This window comes from Mesorhizobium sp. P2_F5, assembly GCF_056403715.1.
Map to the genome: position 1 here is coordinate 15,462 of NZ_JBFUEY010000024.1, position 16,321 is coordinate 31,782.

At 64.1% G+C, this 16,321-nt stretch carries 16 protein-coding genes; 7 read left to right on the forward strand and 9 right to left on the reverse strand.

The features are described from left to right. Positions 1-6: 6 nt before the first annotated feature. The 6 genes from AC1DYO_RS26605 to AC1DYO_RS26630 all read right to left on the reverse strand — a co-directional run bounded on the left by AC1DYO_RS26605 (position 7) and on the right by AC1DYO_RS26630 (position 6,197). Positions 7-1,266: a sugar ABC transporter permease gene (locus AC1DYO_RS26605; protein WP_477267389.1), complete on the reverse strand. Its 1,260-nt coding sequence runs from the start codon at positions 1,264-1,266 to the stop codon at positions 7-9. After that, entirely contained in the window at positions 1,263-2,084 is an 822-nt protein-coding gene (locus AC1DYO_RS26610; protein WP_477267390.1) for an ATP-binding cassette domain-containing protein, read from the reverse strand. The genes AC1DYO_RS26605 and AC1DYO_RS26610 overlap by 4 nt, the downstream gene beginning before the upstream one ends. A gap of 152 nt (positions 2,085-2,236) precedes the next feature. Beyond that, entirely contained in the window at positions 2,237-3,301 is a 1,065-nt protein-coding gene (locus AC1DYO_RS26615) for an ABC transporter substrate-binding protein (protein ID WP_477267391.1), read from the reverse strand. Next, the gene (locus AC1DYO_RS26620; protein WP_477267392.1) at positions 3,298-3,465 is read right to left on the reverse strand and encodes a hypothetical protein; all 168 of its coding nucleotides are present in this window, start codon (positions 3,463-3,465) and stop codon (positions 3,298-3,300) included. Before AC1DYO_RS26620 ends, AC1DYO_RS26615 begins: the two co-directional genes overlap by 4 nt. 68 nt (positions 3,466-3,533) lie before the next feature. Then, a complete protein-coding gene (locus AC1DYO_RS26625) occupies positions 3,534-4,418 on the reverse strand; it encodes a helix-turn-helix domain-containing protein (protein WP_477267393.1) in 885 nt (294 codons plus the stop codon). Between the two features lie 231 nt (positions 4,419-4,649). Then, positions 4,650-6,197: a winged helix-turn-helix domain-containing tetratricopeptide repeat protein gene (locus AC1DYO_RS26630; protein ID WP_477267394.1), complete on the reverse strand. Its 1,548-nt coding sequence runs from the start codon at positions 6,195-6,197 to the stop codon at positions 4,650-4,652. 165 nt (positions 6,198-6,362) lie between these two features. Here AC1DYO_RS26630 and AC1DYO_RS26635 point away from each other — a divergent pair, with 165 nt between their 5' ends. Next, positions 6,363-6,656: a hypothetical protein gene (locus tag AC1DYO_RS26635; RefSeq protein ID WP_477267395.1), complete on the forward strand. Its 294-nt coding sequence runs from the start codon at positions 6,363-6,365 to the stop codon at positions 6,654-6,656. A gap of 57 nt (positions 6,657-6,713) precedes the next feature. On the opposite strand, the gene AC1DYO_RS26640 is transcribed toward AC1DYO_RS26635, so the two are convergent. From AC1DYO_RS26640 to AC1DYO_RS26650, 3 genes are all read right to left on the reverse strand, one after another. Then, positions 6,714-8,258 carry a winged helix-turn-helix domain-containing protein gene (locus AC1DYO_RS26640; RefSeq protein ID WP_477267396.1) on the reverse strand — a complete coding sequence of 515 codons (1,545 nt, stop codon included), beginning with the start codon at positions 8,256-8,258 and terminating at the stop codon, positions 6,714-6,716. Between the two features lie 111 nt (positions 8,259-8,369). Continuing rightward, a complete protein-coding gene (locus AC1DYO_RS26645; RefSeq protein ID WP_477267397.1) occupies positions 8,370-9,104 on the reverse strand; it encodes a class I SAM-dependent methyltransferase in 735 nt (244 codons plus the stop codon). A gap of 226 nt (positions 9,105-9,330) precedes the next feature. Further along, complete coding sequence (locus tag AC1DYO_RS26650) at positions 9,331-10,281, reverse strand: LysR family transcriptional regulator (protein ID WP_477267398.1); 951 nt, start codon at positions 10,279-10,281, stop codon at positions 9,331-9,333. A gap of 90 nt (positions 10,282-10,371) precedes the next feature. Between AC1DYO_RS26650 and AC1DYO_RS26655 the strand changes: the two genes are divergently transcribed. The 6 genes from AC1DYO_RS26655 (at position 10,372) to AC1DYO_RS26680 (ending at position 16,295) form a co-directional block, all read left to right on the forward strand. Beyond that, positions 10,372-11,241 (forward strand): dioxygenase family protein, encoded by an 870-nt coding sequence (locus tag AC1DYO_RS26655; RefSeq protein ID WP_477267399.1) that lies wholly within the window; start codon positions 10,372-10,374, stop codon positions 11,239-11,241. Beyond that, on the forward strand, positions 11,238-12,299 hold the full coding sequence (locus AC1DYO_RS26660) for a maleylacetate reductase (protein WP_477267400.1): 1,062 nt from the start codon (positions 11,238-11,240) through the stop codon (positions 12,297-12,299). The genes AC1DYO_RS26655 and AC1DYO_RS26660 overlap by 4 nt, the downstream gene beginning before the upstream one ends. A 22-nt stretch (positions 12,300-12,321) precedes the next feature. Then, entirely contained in the window at positions 12,322-13,602 is a 1,281-nt protein-coding gene (locus AC1DYO_RS26665; RefSeq protein ID WP_477267401.1) for an ABC transporter substrate-binding protein, read from the forward strand. 173 nt (positions 13,603-13,775) lie between these two features. Further along, entirely contained in the window at positions 13,776-14,495 is a 720-nt protein-coding gene (locus AC1DYO_RS26670; protein ID WP_477267402.1) for an ABC transporter ATP-binding protein, read from the forward strand. After that, entirely contained in the window at positions 14,495-15,196 is a 702-nt protein-coding gene (locus AC1DYO_RS26675; RefSeq protein ID WP_477267403.1) for an ABC transporter ATP-binding protein, read from the forward strand. The genes AC1DYO_RS26670 and AC1DYO_RS26675 overlap by 1 nt, the downstream gene beginning before the upstream one ends. A gap of 232 nt (positions 15,197-15,428) precedes the next feature. Further along, the gene (locus tag AC1DYO_RS26680; protein ID WP_477267404.1) at positions 15,429-16,295 is read left to right on the forward strand and encodes a branched-chain amino acid ABC transporter permease; all 867 of its coding nucleotides are present in this window, start codon (positions 15,429-15,431) and stop codon (positions 16,293-16,295) included. Positions 16,296-16,321 lie beyond the last annotated feature (26 nt).

Consider the following 16,321-nt stretch of genomic DNA (forward strand, 5'->3'; position numbering starts at 1 on the left):
GTTGGTTCAGGCGCGGCCGTGGGAAACCCGCGAGCGGCGTGCCAGAGAGTCGACGATGACCGCGATCGCCAGAACGGCGCCGGTGATCATGTAGCGAAGTGACGATGACAGATCGAGCAAGGTCAGCCCACTGGCGATCGACTGGATGACGATGATGCCGAGCAGCGCGGAGTATGCGCTGCCGCGACCGCCGAACAGGCTGGTGCCGCCGATGACTGCCGCCGCGATGGCGTTGAGGTTGACGTCGCCGGTGCCGGCCTGCTGGCTGGCAGAGGCCAGCCGCGCCGCCGACAGCACGCCGCCAAGGGCCGCGAACATCGAACACATGACGAAGGCGCTGAGATAGATCGAGCGCACCTTGATACCGGCGCGACGTGCGGCTTCGCGGTTGCCGCCGACGGCCGTCATCGAGCGGCCCCATTGTGTGCGGGTCAGCGCATAGTTCATCGCTACCACCAGGCCGACGAACAGGCCGAACATCCACGGTATGCCGCGCGCCTGGTTGAGATAACCGACGATCAGCTCGAGCAGGATGGTCAGGGCGGCGACGCGCACGATGAGACCGCCGACCGACGGCGCCGACAGGTTCACGGCGCGGCGGCGGCTGACCGTGCGCAGGCCGGTGATCAGCATGACGATGCCGGGCAGTGCCGCCAGCGCATAGGACAGCCAGTCCGGCATGACCAGCAGCTGGCCGAAATTCACCAGGTTCGAGCCATAGGGCAGATTGATCGAACCAGTGGAGCCTAGGATGTACAGCTGCAGGCCGAGCACGGCGAGCAGGCCGGCCAGCGTTGAGACGAAGCTCGGCATGCCGAGCCGGTTGAACAGCAAGGCATAGAGCGCGCCGATGAAGCCACCGACGGCGAGCGCGGCGAGGATGGCCAGCGCCACCGGCCAGCCCTGGTTGACCCACAGCGTGCCGACCATGGCGGAGGCAAAGCCGCTGATCGAGCCGACCGACAGGTCGATCTCGCCGACCATCAGCACACAGACGATGCCGAGTGCGATAACGCCGACAGTCGAGCAGTCGAACAGCAGATTGACGAGATTGCTCGACGAGACGAACACCGGATTAAGCGCAGTGAACACGCTCCAGATGATGACCAATCCAACGATCACCGGCAGCGAGCCGAGGTCACCGGAGCGGACGCGGTCGAAGAAGGCGCTGATCGCGCCACCGACGCCGGCCTGGTGCTTGACGCGCACGTCGCTGCGATCGAGTGCCGTCGACGCGGAGGTGTCCTGCTTGGGCTCTGCGCTCATGGCCGCTGCTCCTGTGATTGCGCCTGTGCCGCCTTGCGCCGTTCGGCGCGGCGCGACACCGCATTGTTGGCGGCGCCGGTGATGGCGCTGACCAGTTCCTGGTTCGAGGCGTCGGGTTCGAAGACGCCGTTGTTGCGGCCGAGTCTGAGCACGACAATGCGGTCGGCGACGGCGCGCACGTCTTCCATATTGTGGCTGATCATCAGCACGCCGAGGCCGCGTTCGCGGACCCGGTCGATGAGGTTCAGCACTTCCGCCGTCTGGGCGACGCCAAGGGCGGCGGTCGGCTCATCGAGCAGGATGACCTTGGGATCGAGCAGCAGCGAGCGGGCGATCGCCACGGTCTGGCGCTGGCCGCCGGACAGCGAGGCAACCGCCTCGCGGACGCTTGGAATGCGCGCCGACAATTCGTTGAGCAGCGTCCAGGCGCGGATCTCCATCGCCACCTCGTCCAGCCGCAGCGGGTTGAGCTCCTTGCCGAGAAAGATGTTGGCGACGACATCGAGGTTCTCGCACAGCGCCAGATCCTGGAAGACGGTGGCGATGCCGAGCGTCAGCGCCGCACTCGGGTCGGGCATGGTCACTTGCTTGCCGCGGAAATTGATGGTGCCCGAACTCGGCTGATGGACGCCGGCCAGGATCTTGACCAGCGTCGACTTGCCGGCGCCATTGTCGCCGACCAGCGCCACCACCTCGCCGGCATGGACATCGAGATCGATATCGGTGAGCGCCGAAACGGCGCCGAAATTCTTCGAAATGCCGCGCAGGCTGAGCACCAGCTCGCCTGCCGAAACCGGTCCGTCAGAGATGTCAGACATTGTGGCAAACCTTTCCGGATGACCGGTCAAGAGTGACTGCGAACTTCCGGCCGCCGCAAAGGCGGCCGGAAGGCCGGATCAGGATCTACGTCTTCCTTTTATGCATGTCGTTATCCCAAAACCGCTGCGCACTTTTGGGCGGCATGCATTGTTCAGTTGGTGATGCCGAGCTTCTTGCAGCCTTCGGCGTAACGGTCGACGCAAAGCTCTTCGGCGGTGTTGATCTTCTTGTCGATGATCTCGGCCTTGAGGTTTTCCTGCGTCACCACCGCCGGCGTGAACAGCTGCGAGGGGGTGTCGTAGAGGGTCATTTCAGCCTTCGGCGTCTCGCCCGACAGAAGCTGGACGGCGACGTTGGCGGCAGCGGCCGCAACGATCTCGCTCGGCTTGGAGATGGTGTTGTACTGGTCGCCGGCGATGATCAGCTGCAGTGCGGCAATCGTCGCATCATTGCCGGTGACCGGCGGCACCGGATCGACGCCGGCTGCCTTGAAGGCGGCGATGGCGCCGCCGCCAGTGCCGTCATTGGCGGCAACGACGCCGACGATCTGCGTGGAGAAGCGTGTGATCTGGCCGCTTGCCCATTGCTGCGCCTTCGGCGGCGCCCATTCCGGCGTGTCGTATTCGGCCAGGATCTTGTAGCCGCTGTTGTCGAGGCTCGAATGAATGCCCTTCTTGATCAGCCCGGCTGCCGCGTCGGTCGGCGAGCCGTTGATCTGCAGCAGGCCGCCGCTGGCGGGATCGACCTTCAGCCCCTTGAGATGCTCGATCAGCGAGTCGGCAATGGCCTTGCCGATGCCTTCATTGTTGAACGAGACGTAGAAGTCGGCCGGTGCTGTCGGGATCGGGCGGTCATAGGCGATGACCTTGACGCCCTGGCTCTGCGCCAGCTTGACCAGCGAGGCGGCGGCGGTCGAGTCGACAGGGTCGAGCACGATCGCCTTGGCGCCCTGCGAGATCACCGAATTGAACTGCTGCTGCTGGCGCGAGGCGTCGGCATCGGCGTTCTGGTAGATCACCTTGCAGCCGGGGCAGAGCTTTTTCATCTCGGCGGCAAAGCCGGGATAGTCGTGCTGCTCGTAGCGGGTCGACGCCTGGTCGGGCATCAGGAAGGCGACCGTGGCGTCGGTGACAGGGGCTGCAAAGGCGGCGGTGCCGCTGAGGAGCGAAAGCGTAAGCGCTGCGGCACCGGCTGATTTCCAAGCAAATCTGGTCATTCTGATATCTCCGTTTCAAGGAATGATTTCACGAAGCCCTGCCACCACATGGCGCGCCGGGCCTTGACTGCAAGTCGAACTGTTGCGAGGAATGACGCCGCACTTGATCCGTGCTGCGCATCCTCTTGATATCGCTGGATTTCAGGACAAGCGATCTCCAGCACGGGGCACCTCCAACGCACCCCGCGTCCTTTCTTCCCAAAATGTCTAAAGCTCCTCCCGGTCCTCCCTGTTAGGCGGCAATCTCCGCACTGATGTTTTCCGCCAGCAAGGCCCTGAAGCGCGAAGGCGACATGCCTTTCTGCGTCAGGAACTGGCGGTTGAAATTCGAGATGTTGTTGTAGCCGGCGGCGTAGCAGATCTCGGTGATCGGCATGTCGGCCTCGCTCATCAGCAACTGGCAGGCGAGGTTGATGCGCAGCCGGTTGACATACTGCACCAGCGCCATGCCGGTGTGGCGGCGGAAGCTGCGCGAAAACGCGCTCGGGCTGCGCCCGGCGATTGCCGCCAAATCGCTCTCGCTGAACGGCTCGGTCAGATTAGCGTTGATATAGGCAAGCGCCTTGTTGACGCCGGCCGACATGAAGCCCGAGGGATCGGGCAGATAGCTGGCGCTGGTCAGGGTCCGCACATCGGCGGCGCGGCTCAGAATGTCGATGAGTTCCATGAACAGCGCGATGCGGCGCACGCCTTGCGCCTCGACCAGTTCGGCCAGCACAGGTGCGGCATGCTTAGCGGTGGCAGTGGAGAACAGCGCGCCGCGGCGGCTGAGCTCGAGAATGGTTTCACAACCGGCCAGTTCGGGGAGCGCGGTGGTGGCGTCGGCGATGAACTCTTGCGAGAATTGCACGACGCGGCCACGCAGCGGCACGCTGGTACCGGCTGGCACGTCGCTGACCCAGTTGTGCGGCAGGTTCGGGCCGGTGAGTACGAGGTTGCCGGGCTCGAACTCACCGATGAAGTCACCGACGAAATAGTGACCGGTGGTGGCGACGACATGGTGGATTTCGTATTCGGGATGAAAGTGCCAACGCACGGTGTGGAAGGGATAGCCGTGGGCCCAGGCCTTGAACGACTCGCCACGTCTGATCTGGACGACTTCCAAGTCTGGATTCACGTCAGTTCCTCCCGGCGCCGGTCCGGTCATGCGACCAGTTGCAGTGCCCTCTCCCGCAGGCCGCGTTTGCCGCTCTCTGCAGTGATCAAAGCTTAGGCGGCAATCCTTGCCGCCGCCACCACGGTGTGTCCACCTCACTGATACTTTTTTGACATTTTTGCGGTCAAGGCAACGCAGTTGCGAACAGGGCGGCGTTTCCTGCGGCGCACCTGCGCCCCGGCAAGTGGTCCCCTACTCCGGCACTCCGAGGCTTCTCAGAGCTTTTTCGTGTCGGTCGAGAATTTCAACTCTAAAGGGCATCGAGTCGCGAACCGCCCGCAAGGTGAGCTCCGGATATTCGTGGCGACAACGCGCCATATGCTGCTGGGCCTCGTCAAGGCGTCCCGCTTCGACAAGGGCCGGGATCAGCGTTCGCAGGATCCACAAGGCATTCGGATGCTCCGCCAGGACACGCAGATAAAGGTCCGCCGCCTGACCGGGCCGCCGAGCGCTGAAATGCACGACAGCCATACCCAAATGGCAGGTATAAACCATGGGATCGAACGGCCCCAGTCGCAACGACCGCTCGAAGCATTCGACCGCCCGCTCGACCTCGTCTCTGTAGGCTGCAACCCAGCCGCTCCTGTTCCAGGCGAAGGCCGAATTGGGATCGATCGAACACGCCTTTTCAAGCAGCGCACCCGCAGTGACGAAATTGCTCGACACGGTGTGGGCAGCACCGAGCACGGCGAGGGAAAATGGATCGTCACCGTTGAGTTCGGCAGATCGCTCCGCCAGCTCCAGCGCACGGCGCCGGTCGGCCTCCGGCGAGGTCGACCAACTGTAGATTCTGCGCTGCGCATGGCACCAGGACAGCAGCGACAGGGCCAGCGGATAGTCGGGATCGCCCAGCAAAGCCTTCTCCAGCGCCTCGATGGCGATCGCGTTGTCCTGGCGGCCGAGCGCCCAGACATGCGGCAGGGCGCGCATCACGAGATCGTAGGTCTGCAGGTCGCCCGGCCGCTTGCGGCGCACACGCTCGATTTCCGCCAGCTGGATCGACGGCAGAATGGCGCCTGCGACACCCGCCGTCACATTGTCCTGCAGCGCAAACGCTTCCGCGATGTCACCCTTGAAGCCTTCCGCCCAGATCAAGCTGCCGGTCTCTGCCTCGACCAGCCTGGCCGAGATTCGGAGCTGATCGAGTTGCCGGCGCACGCTTCCTTCCAGCACGTAGCGCACGCCGAGCTCGCGGCCGATGCGCGGCAGGTCGAGCGCCTGGCCGCGATAGGCAAAGGCCGAGTTGCGCGACATGACGAACAGTCCGCGAATACGCGCCAGCGCCGCCGTGATCTCCTCCACCGTGCCGTCGGCGAGGTAGGATTGCTCCGGGTCCGACGACAGGTTCTCGAACGGAAGCACGACGAGCGACGGCTTGTCGGGGAGCTGAGGCGATGGACGCATATCGACAGCTGACGATCCCTCCAGTACTTCGCCGGGTAACATGTAGCCACGGCGCGGCATGGTGCGGATCAGCGTCTGCGCTTTGTCGCCCAGCGCGCGGCGGATGTCGCTGATGCATTGGGTGAGCGAATCTTCGGTGACGATCACGTCGCTCCACACCGCACGCAGAAGCTCGTCCTTCGACACCATCCGGCCGGCGTTGCGGATAAGAAAAATCAACAGATCGAGCGATTTCGGCCGCAGCGCGATCTCGCCAGAGCTGTCGCGCAACACGCCGGCGCGCGTGTCGAGGCTGAAGCCTGCGAAGCGGTAGATCGGCTGTGGCTCGGCGTTCATTGCGACTGTCTGCTCCCCGCAATTTTCAGGACTACGTCAGCATTCTTTCAGGCCGCTTTCCGGACACGCGTTTCGAAGAGGCGCAATCTCGCACTCAACGATGAAGGTGGCAAGAAACCGAAGCCGCAACAGGAGGCAACCATGTCCAGCACGGAGACAAACGCCATGACGACGACCGATCATTTCATCGGTGCCGAAGCCGGCTACGCGCGGCGCCCTTCCTTCTCCCTTTTTTTCCGGCTCTACGCGGCGGCGAAATGGACGCTGCTGTGGTTGCCGCGCTTCTGGAAGGCGCGTAGCCAGCTCGCATTTCTGGCCGCCATGAGCGAGTGCGAGCGCCGCGATATCGGCCTCACCGGCTGCGATGTCGAGAACGCCCTCGCCTTACCCGTCGACCGCGACCCGACAGAGATCCTGGCGCAGGTGGTGGCAGATCGCCGCCTTCGCCGCGAACACTGATTGGAGACCGAGCCGTCATGCGACAACTGGATCGCGGATCGTGAAGGCTGGGCCTGCTCAGTCCGGCAGACCGGCCTCGCGAAGCGCCGCGACGATGCGCTCCATCGTGCTTGCGCCGAAAAACGCCGAGTCGCAGACCTTGGCGATGGTCAGTTCGGGATAGCGCTCCAGCAACCTGCCGCATTCGCGCCGCGCCTCATCGCGGCGGCCGGCATGGACCAGAGCCATCACCAGCCAACGCAGCGCCCATGTCGCGTCGGGCTGCTGGCTCAAGCCGCGCTGCGTCAAGGCCACGGCCTTGTCGTAGCGCGAGGCGACGAAATGGGCCGCACCGATACCGACCAGCGCCATGTAGCCCATCGGGTCGAGCGGGCTTAGCCGTTCGAAACGCTCGAACTGCTCGATCGCCGCCTCGGGCCGCTCGCGATAGACATCGAGCCAGGCACTGCGCATCCAGACCCAGGCGGAATTCGGATCGAGCGTGCGGGCCCGCTGTAGATGCACATCGGCGACATCGTAATCGCGGGCAAAGGAGTGCGCCGCCCCGAGCACGGCAAGCACCATCGGATCGTCGCTGGATAGCGCTGCCGCCTTCTGCGCAAGGCGCAGGCCCTCATCCCTGGAAATGGCCGGCGTCTCCGTCCAGTTGTAGACGGCGCGCTGCTCATGGCACCAGGCGAGTAGCGACAGCGCCAGCGGATAGGTAGGCTCGATCGCGATCGCCCGGTCGAGCAGCGCCGCGGCAACTTCGTTCTGCATCCGGTCGAGCGACCAGACCAGCGGAAAGGCGCGCAGCACATAGTCATAGGCGGCGAGGCTTTCGGGCCGCTTGCGCCGCGAGCGATCGATCTCAGCCGAAAGGATTGACGGCTGGATGGCGCCAACGACACTCTCCGCAAGCCGATCCTGCAGGTCGAAAACATCGGCCATGGTTCCGTCATAGCGGTTGGCCCAGATCGTCTTGCCGGACGACTGATCGATGAGCTGTCCAGTGAGGCGAATGTGGTCGCCGGCCTTGCGCACGCTGCCAGTCAGCACGTAGCGCACGCCGAGGTCGGCTCCGGCCAGTTTCACGCCGTCGGCTTGCCCTTTGTAGGCGAAACTCGAATTGCGGGCGATGACGAACAGCCAGCGCATGCGCGACAGCGCCGTGATGATCTCGTCGACCATGCCGTCGGCGAAATAGTCCTGTGCCGGGTCGCCGCTCAGATTCTCGAAAGGCAGGACGGCGATCGATGGCGTGTCCGCATGGGCGCGATCCTCGACCTGAACCGGTGCCGTGCCGCGATCCTCGATACGGCGGACGCGGTCTTCTTCGATCACATAGCCCCGCCGCATCACGGTGCGGATCAGGCCGTCCGCATCCGGCCCCAGCGCCTTGCGGATGTCCTTCATGCATTGCGTGAGGGAATCGTCGGAGACGGCGATGTTGGGCCAGACGGCATTGACCAGCTCGTCCTTGCCGATGACGCGGCCGGCATTCTCCAGGAGATAGACCAGCAGCGAAAGCGATTTCGGGCGAAGGTCAATGTCGACACCGGCCTTCTGCAGTCTGCCGCGTCGCAGATCGAGTATGTGGCCGGAAAACTCGAACGTTGTCATGTCGCCCTTCAAGAAGACGTCAAACCACTTCGACGCGACGGCTATCTGTCACTCACCCTGTCGAGAAGCACGCACTCGCACATTCGAAAACATCATGGTTGTGCCATGACATCAAGGCTTGCGCCCGCTGAAGATAGCATGGCCGGCGAACAGCCAGGCGCAATCGACACCGACGAGACCTGCCTCGGAGAACCACGCCAGCTGTTCAGCCAGTGAAGATGGCTTGTCGATCGGCTCGCCGTCGGGGTTGCGGAAGTAGTTCCAGCCGAGGCGATTGAACTCGGCGAAAGCTGCCAGGTCGCCATCGATTGCGAGTGCCCGCGCACGCACCGCCTCATCCCATTGCCGTGCGGCGATGCCGAGCCCGCTTTCGCTCGGCGGACGCACGATGTCGGCGACGACAAGGATGCCGCTAGGGCGCAGCGCCGCCGCCAGATCGGCAAAAAGCGTCCGTTTCTGGGCGCCGTCGAGGTGATGGATAGCAAGCGAGGAGACGATGGCATGCGGCGGTTCGGAAAAATCGCGCCAGTCGCGATGTTCCAGTTCGAACGCGGCCGTGGTCAGGCGATCGGCGTTGTCGCGGCAGGTTTCCAGCGTCTGCGCGCGCATGTCCGCCGAGCCATCGAGTGCAAGCACGCGGCAGGTGGGAAAGCGGGTGAGCAGCGCGTGGCTGAGCAGTCCCTCGCCCGGGCAGAGTTCGACCAGCAGGTCGCCGCCGTGGGGTGGCGGGATCAGGTCGGCGATGATTTCGATCTGGCGCTCGCGCTCGGGAACGAAATAGCGGCCGTAATTCAGGAAACTGCGGGAATGGTTCTCGTCCCAGTGTTTGATGTGCGCGTCTGCCATGGCGGTTTTCTTCCCGTTTCAAGTCTGTGGTTCTGCCTGTTGCTTTCCTACAGCGGGGCCAAAGAGGGGCCGGGCGCCGACGATGTCCATTCGAGATCACGATGACGCGCCCGTCATGGCGTGATCCTTCAGCCATCTGGAATGCAGCCATGGTGCCTGGGTCCCGGTCAACCGTCCTGACCGCAGGCTGAAATTCGGCTGAAATTGGCGTGAGAGCCAGCCGCGCCTAAGCGCCCCAGATCACCGCTTGCTCATGGCGCTTGATCAGGTGCTTGAGGTTGTCGAAGCTCTGGCGGATGTGCTTGGCGAAAGCATCGACCGCCGGCGCGCGCGGCGTGTCGGCGCGCCTCAGCAGGCCGAGCGCGCGCTCGGGATGCGGGATGGCAACGGGAAGTGCGGTGATCGACTTGTCCTTGCGAAAGGCGAAGACGACGCTGTGCGGCAGCACGGTCAGCGCATCGGTCTCCTTCATGTAGTTGACGGCGCTGGTCAGTGATCCCCCGGAATAGCGGATTTTGATCTCGGTGGCGCCAAGCGACAGGAGCAGGCTGCGCAGATCCTCCAGCAACGGGCTGCCGGGCGGCGGCGCGATCCAGGGGTAGTCGAGCAGGTCGCTGGTCCTGAGCTTGCGCCGCAGCAACAGCGGATGCGTGGCGCGGCAGGCGACGACATTGCGGCCCGGCAGGATTTCGCGGAACTCCATGCCGGACCCCTCCTCCAATATGTCGATCGGGCAGACGGCAAGGTCGATGCGGTCGGCATTGATGGCGGCGCGCAGGTCGGAGAGATAGCCATAGCTCTGGTCGACGCGCACATCCGGATAGGCATTCTGGAAATCGGCGATCATGCCGGAGATGAGCGCATCCATGAAGAACGGCGTGCCGCCGACCCGCACCACGCCGGAGCGGCCCTGGCTGAAGTTGGCGACGATGTCAGAGGCTTTTCGCGAGGCCGCGAGCATGACCTGGCCATGATCGGCCAGCGCGCGGCCAAGCGGCGTCGGCTGCAATGGGCGACGACCTTTCAGGAACAGCGGCTCGCCAAGGCGTTTCTCCAGCATCGACAGCGTGCGGGAGACGGCCGGCTGCGACAGGCCGACAAGGGCCGCGCCCTCTGTAACGCCGCCGGCCTGCACCACGGCGGCGAGTTGGATCAGATGCCTTTCATCAAGCTTCATAACGATATGGTATATTAAATCGGGGAGAAATCATCATCATTGTGTTTGGCCTGCATTAATGTCCTTCCTGAGATGAAAGCGGGGAGGAACATGTCCGGCATTCCGTCGTTCAGCGAGGCCAATTCGGCCGAGATGGTTGTCCAGCGCCTGCTCAAGGCGAAGGCCGGGCCGTTGCCGCGTTTTCTCGCCACCGTTGTCGACCATCTCCACCAGATCGTCAGGGAAACCCGCCCGACAGCAGCGGACTGGCGCCAGGCCATCGCCTTCCTCACCGAAATCGGCCATGCCAGCGACGACAAGCGCCAGGAATGGGTGTTGTTGTCGGACCTGCTTGGTGTCACAGCACTGGTCGAGGAGATCAACTCGCGGCGGCCGAACGGCGCCACGCCCAACACGGGGCGCGGTCCCTTCTATCGCGCCGATGCCCCAAGGCTGGCGCTCGGTGCCGCCATTTCGCTCGACGGTATCGGCAAACCGCTGACCGTGACGGGGCGAGTGACCGACCTCGACGGGCTGCCGATCGCCGGCGCGACGGTCGAGACATGGCAAGCCAACGCGCAAGGCTTTTACGAGAACCAGCAGCCCGACCTGCAGCCGGAATTCAATCTGCGCGGTGTCTTCACCACCGACCAGGACGGCGGCTTCAACTACAGAACCGTCAAGCCCGCCGGTTACGGCGTGCCCGATGATGGACCTGTCGGACAGATGCTCAGGCAGTTGAACTATCCGCTCAGCCGGCCGGCGCACATTCACTTCCTGATCCGCGCCGACAATTTCGAGACGCTGACGACGCAAGTGTTCGAGCGCGGCGACCCGCGCCTCGACGAGGACGCTCTGTTCGGTGTCAAGCCGGAACTGGTCGGCGATTTCAAGTGCAACGCCGGCAAAGGCGGTGAGAGCTGGTCGCTCGATTTCGGCTTTGTCATGGTGATGGCGCGCAAAGGGAGCCGGGCGGCATGACAAGATCATTCACTTATTCCGGCAGCCCGGCGCATATCGTCTTCGGCAATGGTGCATCTGCCGAAATCGGCACCTGGATCGAAAAGCTCGGCTGCAAGCGCGCGCTGGTGCTGTCGACGCCGCATCAGGCGGCCGATGGCGAGGCGCTGGCGAAGCGACTTGGATCGCTGGCGGCGGGGACGTTTTCAGGCGCCGCCATGCACACACCGGTCGAGGTCACCGAAGCAGCCATGAGCAAGGCGCAAGAGGTCAAAGCCGACTGCGTCGTCGCCCTCGGCGGCGGCTCGACCACCGGGCTCGGCAAGGCGATCGCCTATCGCACCGACTTGCCGCAGATCGTCATCCCGACCACCTATGCCGGCTCGGAAGTGACGCCGATCCTTGGCCAGACCGAGCACGGCGAAAAGACCACCGTACGTGACGCAAATATCCTGCCGGAAGTGGTGATCTACGATCCGGAACTGACCACCGGTCTGCCGGTGGCGATGAGCGTCACCTCCGGCCTCAACGCCATGGCGCATGCGGCGGAAGCGCTCTACGCGCAGGACCGCAATCCGATCTCGACCTTGATGGCGACCGAAGGGTTGCGCGCGCTGAAGACGGCGCTGCCAGTCTTGATCAAGGAGCCGAAAAATCTCGACGCACGCGGTGATGCGCTTTACGGCGCCTGGCTGTGCGGCACGGTGCTCGGCACGGTCGGCATGGCGCTGCACCACAAGATCTGCCACACGCTCGGCGGCTCCTTCGACATGCCGCATGCCGAGACGCATGCGGTGATGCTGCCGCACACGATCGGCTTCAACGCCGTCGCCGTGCCTGACCTGCTCAAGCCAGTCGCCGACATTTTTGGCGGCAGCGCCGGAGGTGGTCTGCATGATTTCGCCAAATCAGTTGGCGCACCGCTCACCTTGAATGAACTGGGGCTCAAGGAGACCGATCTCGACCGCGCCGCCGAGATTGCGACCAAAAATCCATACTGGAATCCGCGGCCTTTCGACCGCGTCGCAATCCGCGCCCTGCTGCAGGACGCGTGGGAGGGAAGACGTCCGCAGAACTGACGGCAACAAGGGAGGAACAAAAATGATTACCAGACGCGAATTCATCCGCAACAGCGCCGCGACCGGGGTGCTCGCCGGTACATCGGGCCTCGCCATGCCGGCGATCGCCCAGAACGCGCCGATCAAGCTCGGCTATGTCAGCCCGCAATCCGGCCCGCTGGCAGCCTTCGCCGAGGCCGACAAATTCATCATCGACGGCTTCCTCGCCGCCACCAAGGCCGCCGGCCTCAACTATGAGGTCGTCGTCAAGGACAGCCAGTCCAACCCGAACCGGGCGGCCGAAGTCGCCAAGGAATTGATCGTCAACGACAAGGTCAATCTGATGCTTGTCGCCTCGACGCCGGAGACCACCAATCCGGTCGCCACCACCTGCGAGGCGGAGGAAGTGCCATGCCTGTCGACCGTGGCGCCGTGGCAGCCCTGGTTCATCGGCCAGCAAGGCAATCCCGGCGACCCGGCTTCGTGGAAGCCGTTCAACTACGCCTACCATTTCTTCTGGGGCCTGGAAGACGTCATCGCCGTCTTCACCAACATGTGGGCGCAGGTCGAGACCAACAAGAAGGTTGGCGGCCTGTTCCCCAATGATGGCGACGGCAATGCGTGGGGCGACGGCACGGTCGGCTTCCCGCCAGTGCTGGCCAAGGGCGGCTACGGGCTAACCGACACCGGCCGCTACCAGAACCTGACCGACGACTTTTCGGCGCAGATCAACGCCTTCAAGGGCGCCTCCTGCGAGATCATCACCGGCGTTATGATCCCGCCCGATTTCACCACCTTCTGGAACCAGGCCAAGCAACAGGGTTTTACCCCAAAAGTGGCGTCTATCGGCAAAGCGATCCTGTTCCCGCAGTCGGTCGAGGCGCTCGGCAAGTCCGGCCACAATCTGTCGTCCGAAGTCTGGTGGACGCCGAACCATCCGTTCAAATCGTCGCTGACCGGCGAAAGCTCGGCGCAGGTCGCCGAGGGCTTTACGAAAGCCACCGGCCGGCAATGGACGCAGCCGATCGGCTTTGTCCATGCGTTGTTCGAGATTGCCGTCGATGTCATGAAGCGGGCGGGCGAGCCCGGCGACGGCGACAAGGTGGCGGCGGCAATCGCCGCGACCAAGCTCGACACGCTGGTCGGGCCGATCGCCTGGGACGGCGCCAACCTGCCGCCCTTCGCCGCCAAGAACATTGCCAAGACGCCGCTGGTCGGCGGCCAGTGGCGGCTGAAGGATGGCGGCGGCTACGATCTCGTCATCACCGACAACAAGACCGCGCCGAACATCCCGACCGGCGGCAAGATGGAAGCGATCGGATGAGCGCCGCGGCGGCACTTTACCCTCCCCCTTGTGGGGAGGGTCGGCGAGCGCGCCTTGCACAGCAAGGCGAGGGAGACGGGGTGGGGGTCAAAGGAAAAATGCTGGTGCGAAGCACCCCCACCCTGATCGGCTTTGCCGATCGACCCTCCCCACAAGTGGGAGGGTAAGAAGCCATGCCCATCCTCACGCTCGCCAATGTCTCGAAACGCTTCGGCGCACTCACGGTCGCCGACGCGGTTTCGTTCGAGCTTGGCGACGGCGGGGCTTTGGGCATCATCGGGCCGAACGGTGCTGGCAAGTCGACGCTGTTCAACCTGATCACCGGCAACATAGCGGCCGATGCCGGCACCATCATTTTCGATGGCCGCGACGTGACAAGACTGCCGCCGATGCAGCGCTGCTTTGCCGGCGTCGGCCGCTCCTTCCAGATCCCGCAGCCTTTCGAGAAACTGACCGTGTTCGAGAACCTGCTGGTCGCCGGCGCCTTTGGGGCGCGCAAGACCGAAGCCGAGGTCAGCGAACGCTGCGCCAAGATCCTGGTCGAGACCGGGCTGATCGACCGCGCCAACCACCCGGCCGGCGGCTTGAGCCTCTTGCAGCGCAAGCGGCTGGAGCTGGCCCGCGCCCTGGCGACGGAACCGAGGCTGCTGCTGCTGGATGAGATCGCCGGCGGCCTGACCGAAGGCGAATGCGGCATGCTGGTCGACACCATCAGAAGCATCCACAAGGGCGGCATGTCGATCATCTGGATCGAGCATGTGCTGCATGCGCTGAACTCGGTGGTCGAGCGGCTGCTGGTTCTGAACTTCGGCAAGGTCATCGGCATGGGCGCGCCGGATGCCGTCATGGCGTCGCGGGAGGTCCGCGAAATCTATCTTGGGATCGAAGTCTGATGGCGCTGCTCGAGACCAAAAACCTCATTGCGCGCTATGGCGATTTCCAGGCGCTGTTCGGTGTCGACATCGCGCTCGATCAGGGCGAGACCATCGCCATTATCGGCGCCAATGGCGCCGGCAAGACGACGCTGATGCGCTCGATCGCAGGCATATTGGCGAACCAGCCGGAAGCGGTGCTGTTCGACGGCGAGAAGATCGGCGCCCTGCCCGCCCCCGACATCGTCGCGCGCGGCATCGCCATGGTGCCGGAGGGGCGCAAACTGTTTCCCTCGCTCAGCGTCGAGGAGAACCTTCTCATCGGCCGCTACGGCCGCGCGGTCGAGGGATATTGGCGCCTCGACACCGTCTACGATCTCTTCCCGATCCTGAAAGACCGCCGCCACAACCCGGGTACAGCGCTGTCCGGCGGCCAGCAGCAGATGGTGGCGATCGGCCGGGCGCTGATGTCCAATCCGCGTGTGCTTCTGTGCGACGAGATCAGCCTTGGGCTTGCGCCTGTCGTCATCAGGGATATCTACGCCGCCTTTCCGCGCATCCGCCAAGCCGGCGCCTCGATCGTCGTGGTCGAGCAGGATATCGGCCAGGCGCTTAAGGTCGCCGACCGCGTCTACTGCATGATGGAAGGGCGGATCACGCTGTCTGGCGCGCCGGGCGGGTTGACGCGCGAGGCCATTCACGCCGCGTATTTTGGGCATTGAGGGCGGTGATGTATAGATCGTTCACGTCGAGCCCAAGCACCCCCCTCTGTCCTGCCGGACATCTCCCCCTCAAGGGGGGAGATTGGATGTCATTTTGGCCTTCGCCAATCTCCAGCGTGGAAAGATATGCGGCAAAGCATAAACTGCCAATCTCCCCCCTTGAGGGGGAGATGTCCGGCAGGACAGAGGGGGGTGGGCGGGAACGCCGCGCTCAGCGATCAGCGTGGCGCCCATGACCAGCGCCCTCGACACCATCATCCAGGGCATTCTGCTCGGCGGCCTCTACGCGCTCTTCGCGGCGGGCTTGAGCCTTGTCTTCGGCATCATGCGGCTGGTCAATCTGGCGCATGGCGACCTCATCGTGCTCGCCGCCTTCCTGATCCTGATGCTGGTCTCGGCGCTCGGGCTCAATCCGTTCGTCGCGGCGCTGGTGGCGATGCCGCTGATGTTCGCCATCGGCTGGGCACTGCAGTTCTTCCTGCTCAACCGCACGCTCGGCACGGATATCCTGCCGCCACTGCTGGTCACCTTCGGCCTGTCGATCGTTATCCAGAACGGCCTGCTCGAAGGTTTTTCCGCCGACAGCCGCCGCATCTCCATTGGTGGATTGGAATCGGCATCAGTGGCGCTCGGCCCGATCAATGTCGGCGTCATGCCGGTGCTCACTCTGGCCTCGGCCATCGCCGTGATCATTGGCCTCAACCAGTTGTTCTACCGCACCTCGCTCGGCCGAGCCTTTCGCGCCACCTCCGACGATCCGGTCACCGCCGGGCTGATGGGTATCCAGCCGAAGCGCATCTTCGCCACAGCCACCGGCATCGCCATGGTGGTGGTGACGATCGCCGCGCTCTATCTCGGCACGCGCGCCAATTTCGATCCGACCATCGGACCGGCGCGGCTGATCTACGCCTTCGAGGCAGTCATCATCGGCGGCCTCGGTTCGCTGTGGGGCACGCTTGCCGGCGGCATCGTCATCGGCATCGCCCAGACCTTTGGCGCTGCGATCAATCCGGAATGGCAGATTCTTGCGGGACATCTTGCTTTCCTCGTAGTGCTGCTGGTCCGGCCGCGCGGGCTGTTCCCGCGGGCGGTGGATTAGGAGGCGGGCGATGATTGTGCTCTACG

Excerpts from the sequence above, each read along its gene's own strand:
- AC1DYO_RS26605 (WP_477267389.1), bottom strand. The coding sequence starts at position 1,266 with ATGAGCGCAGAGCCCAAGCAGGACACCTCCGCGTCGACGGCACTCGAT.
- AC1DYO_RS26610 (WP_477267390.1), bottom strand. The coding sequence starts at position 2,084 with ATGTCTGACATCTCTGACGGACCGGTTTCGGCAGGCGAGCTGGTGCTC.
- AC1DYO_RS26615 (WP_477267391.1), bottom strand. The coding sequence starts at position 3,301 with ATGACCAGATTTGCTTGGAAATCAGCCGGTGCCGCAGCGCTTACGCTT.
- AC1DYO_RS26630 (WP_477267394.1), bottom strand. The coding sequence starts at position 6,197 with ATGAACGCCGAGCCACAGCCGATCTACCGCTTCGCAGGCTTCAGCCTC.
- AC1DYO_RS26635 (WP_477267395.1), top strand. The coding sequence starts at position 6,363 with ATGACGACGACCGATCATTTCATCGGTGCCGAAGCCGGCTACGCGCGG.
- AC1DYO_RS26640 (WP_477267396.1), bottom strand. The coding sequence starts at position 8,258 with ATGACAACGTTCGAGTTTTCCGGCCACATACTCGATCTGCGACGCGGC.
- AC1DYO_RS26645 (WP_477267397.1), bottom strand. The coding sequence starts at position 9,104 with ATGGCAGACGCGCACATCAAACACTGGGACGAGAACCATTCCCGCAGT.
- AC1DYO_RS26650 (WP_477267398.1), bottom strand. The coding sequence starts at position 10,281 with ATGAAGCTTGATGAAAGGCATCTGATCCAACTCGCCGCCGTGGTGCAG.
- AC1DYO_RS26655 (WP_477267399.1), top strand. The coding sequence starts at position 10,372 with ATGTCCGGCATTCCGTCGTTCAGCGAGGCCAATTCGGCCGAGATGGTT.
- AC1DYO_RS26660 (WP_477267400.1), top strand. The coding sequence starts at position 11,238 with ATGACAAGATCATTCACTTATTCCGGCAGCCCGGCGCATATCGTCTTC.
- AC1DYO_RS26665 (WP_477267401.1), top strand. The coding sequence starts at position 12,322 with ATGATTACCAGACGCGAATTCATCCGCAACAGCGCCGCGACCGGGGTG.
- AC1DYO_RS26670 (WP_477267402.1), top strand. The coding sequence starts at position 13,776 with ATGCCCATCCTCACGCTCGCCAATGTCTCGAAACGCTTCGGCGCACTC.
- AC1DYO_RS26675 (WP_477267403.1), top strand. The coding sequence starts at position 14,495 with ATGGCGCTGCTCGAGACCAAAAACCTCATTGCGCGCTATGGCGATTTC.
- AC1DYO_RS26680 (WP_477267404.1), top strand. The coding sequence starts at position 15,429 with ATGACCAGCGCCCTCGACACCATCATCCAGGGCATTCTGCTCGGCGGC.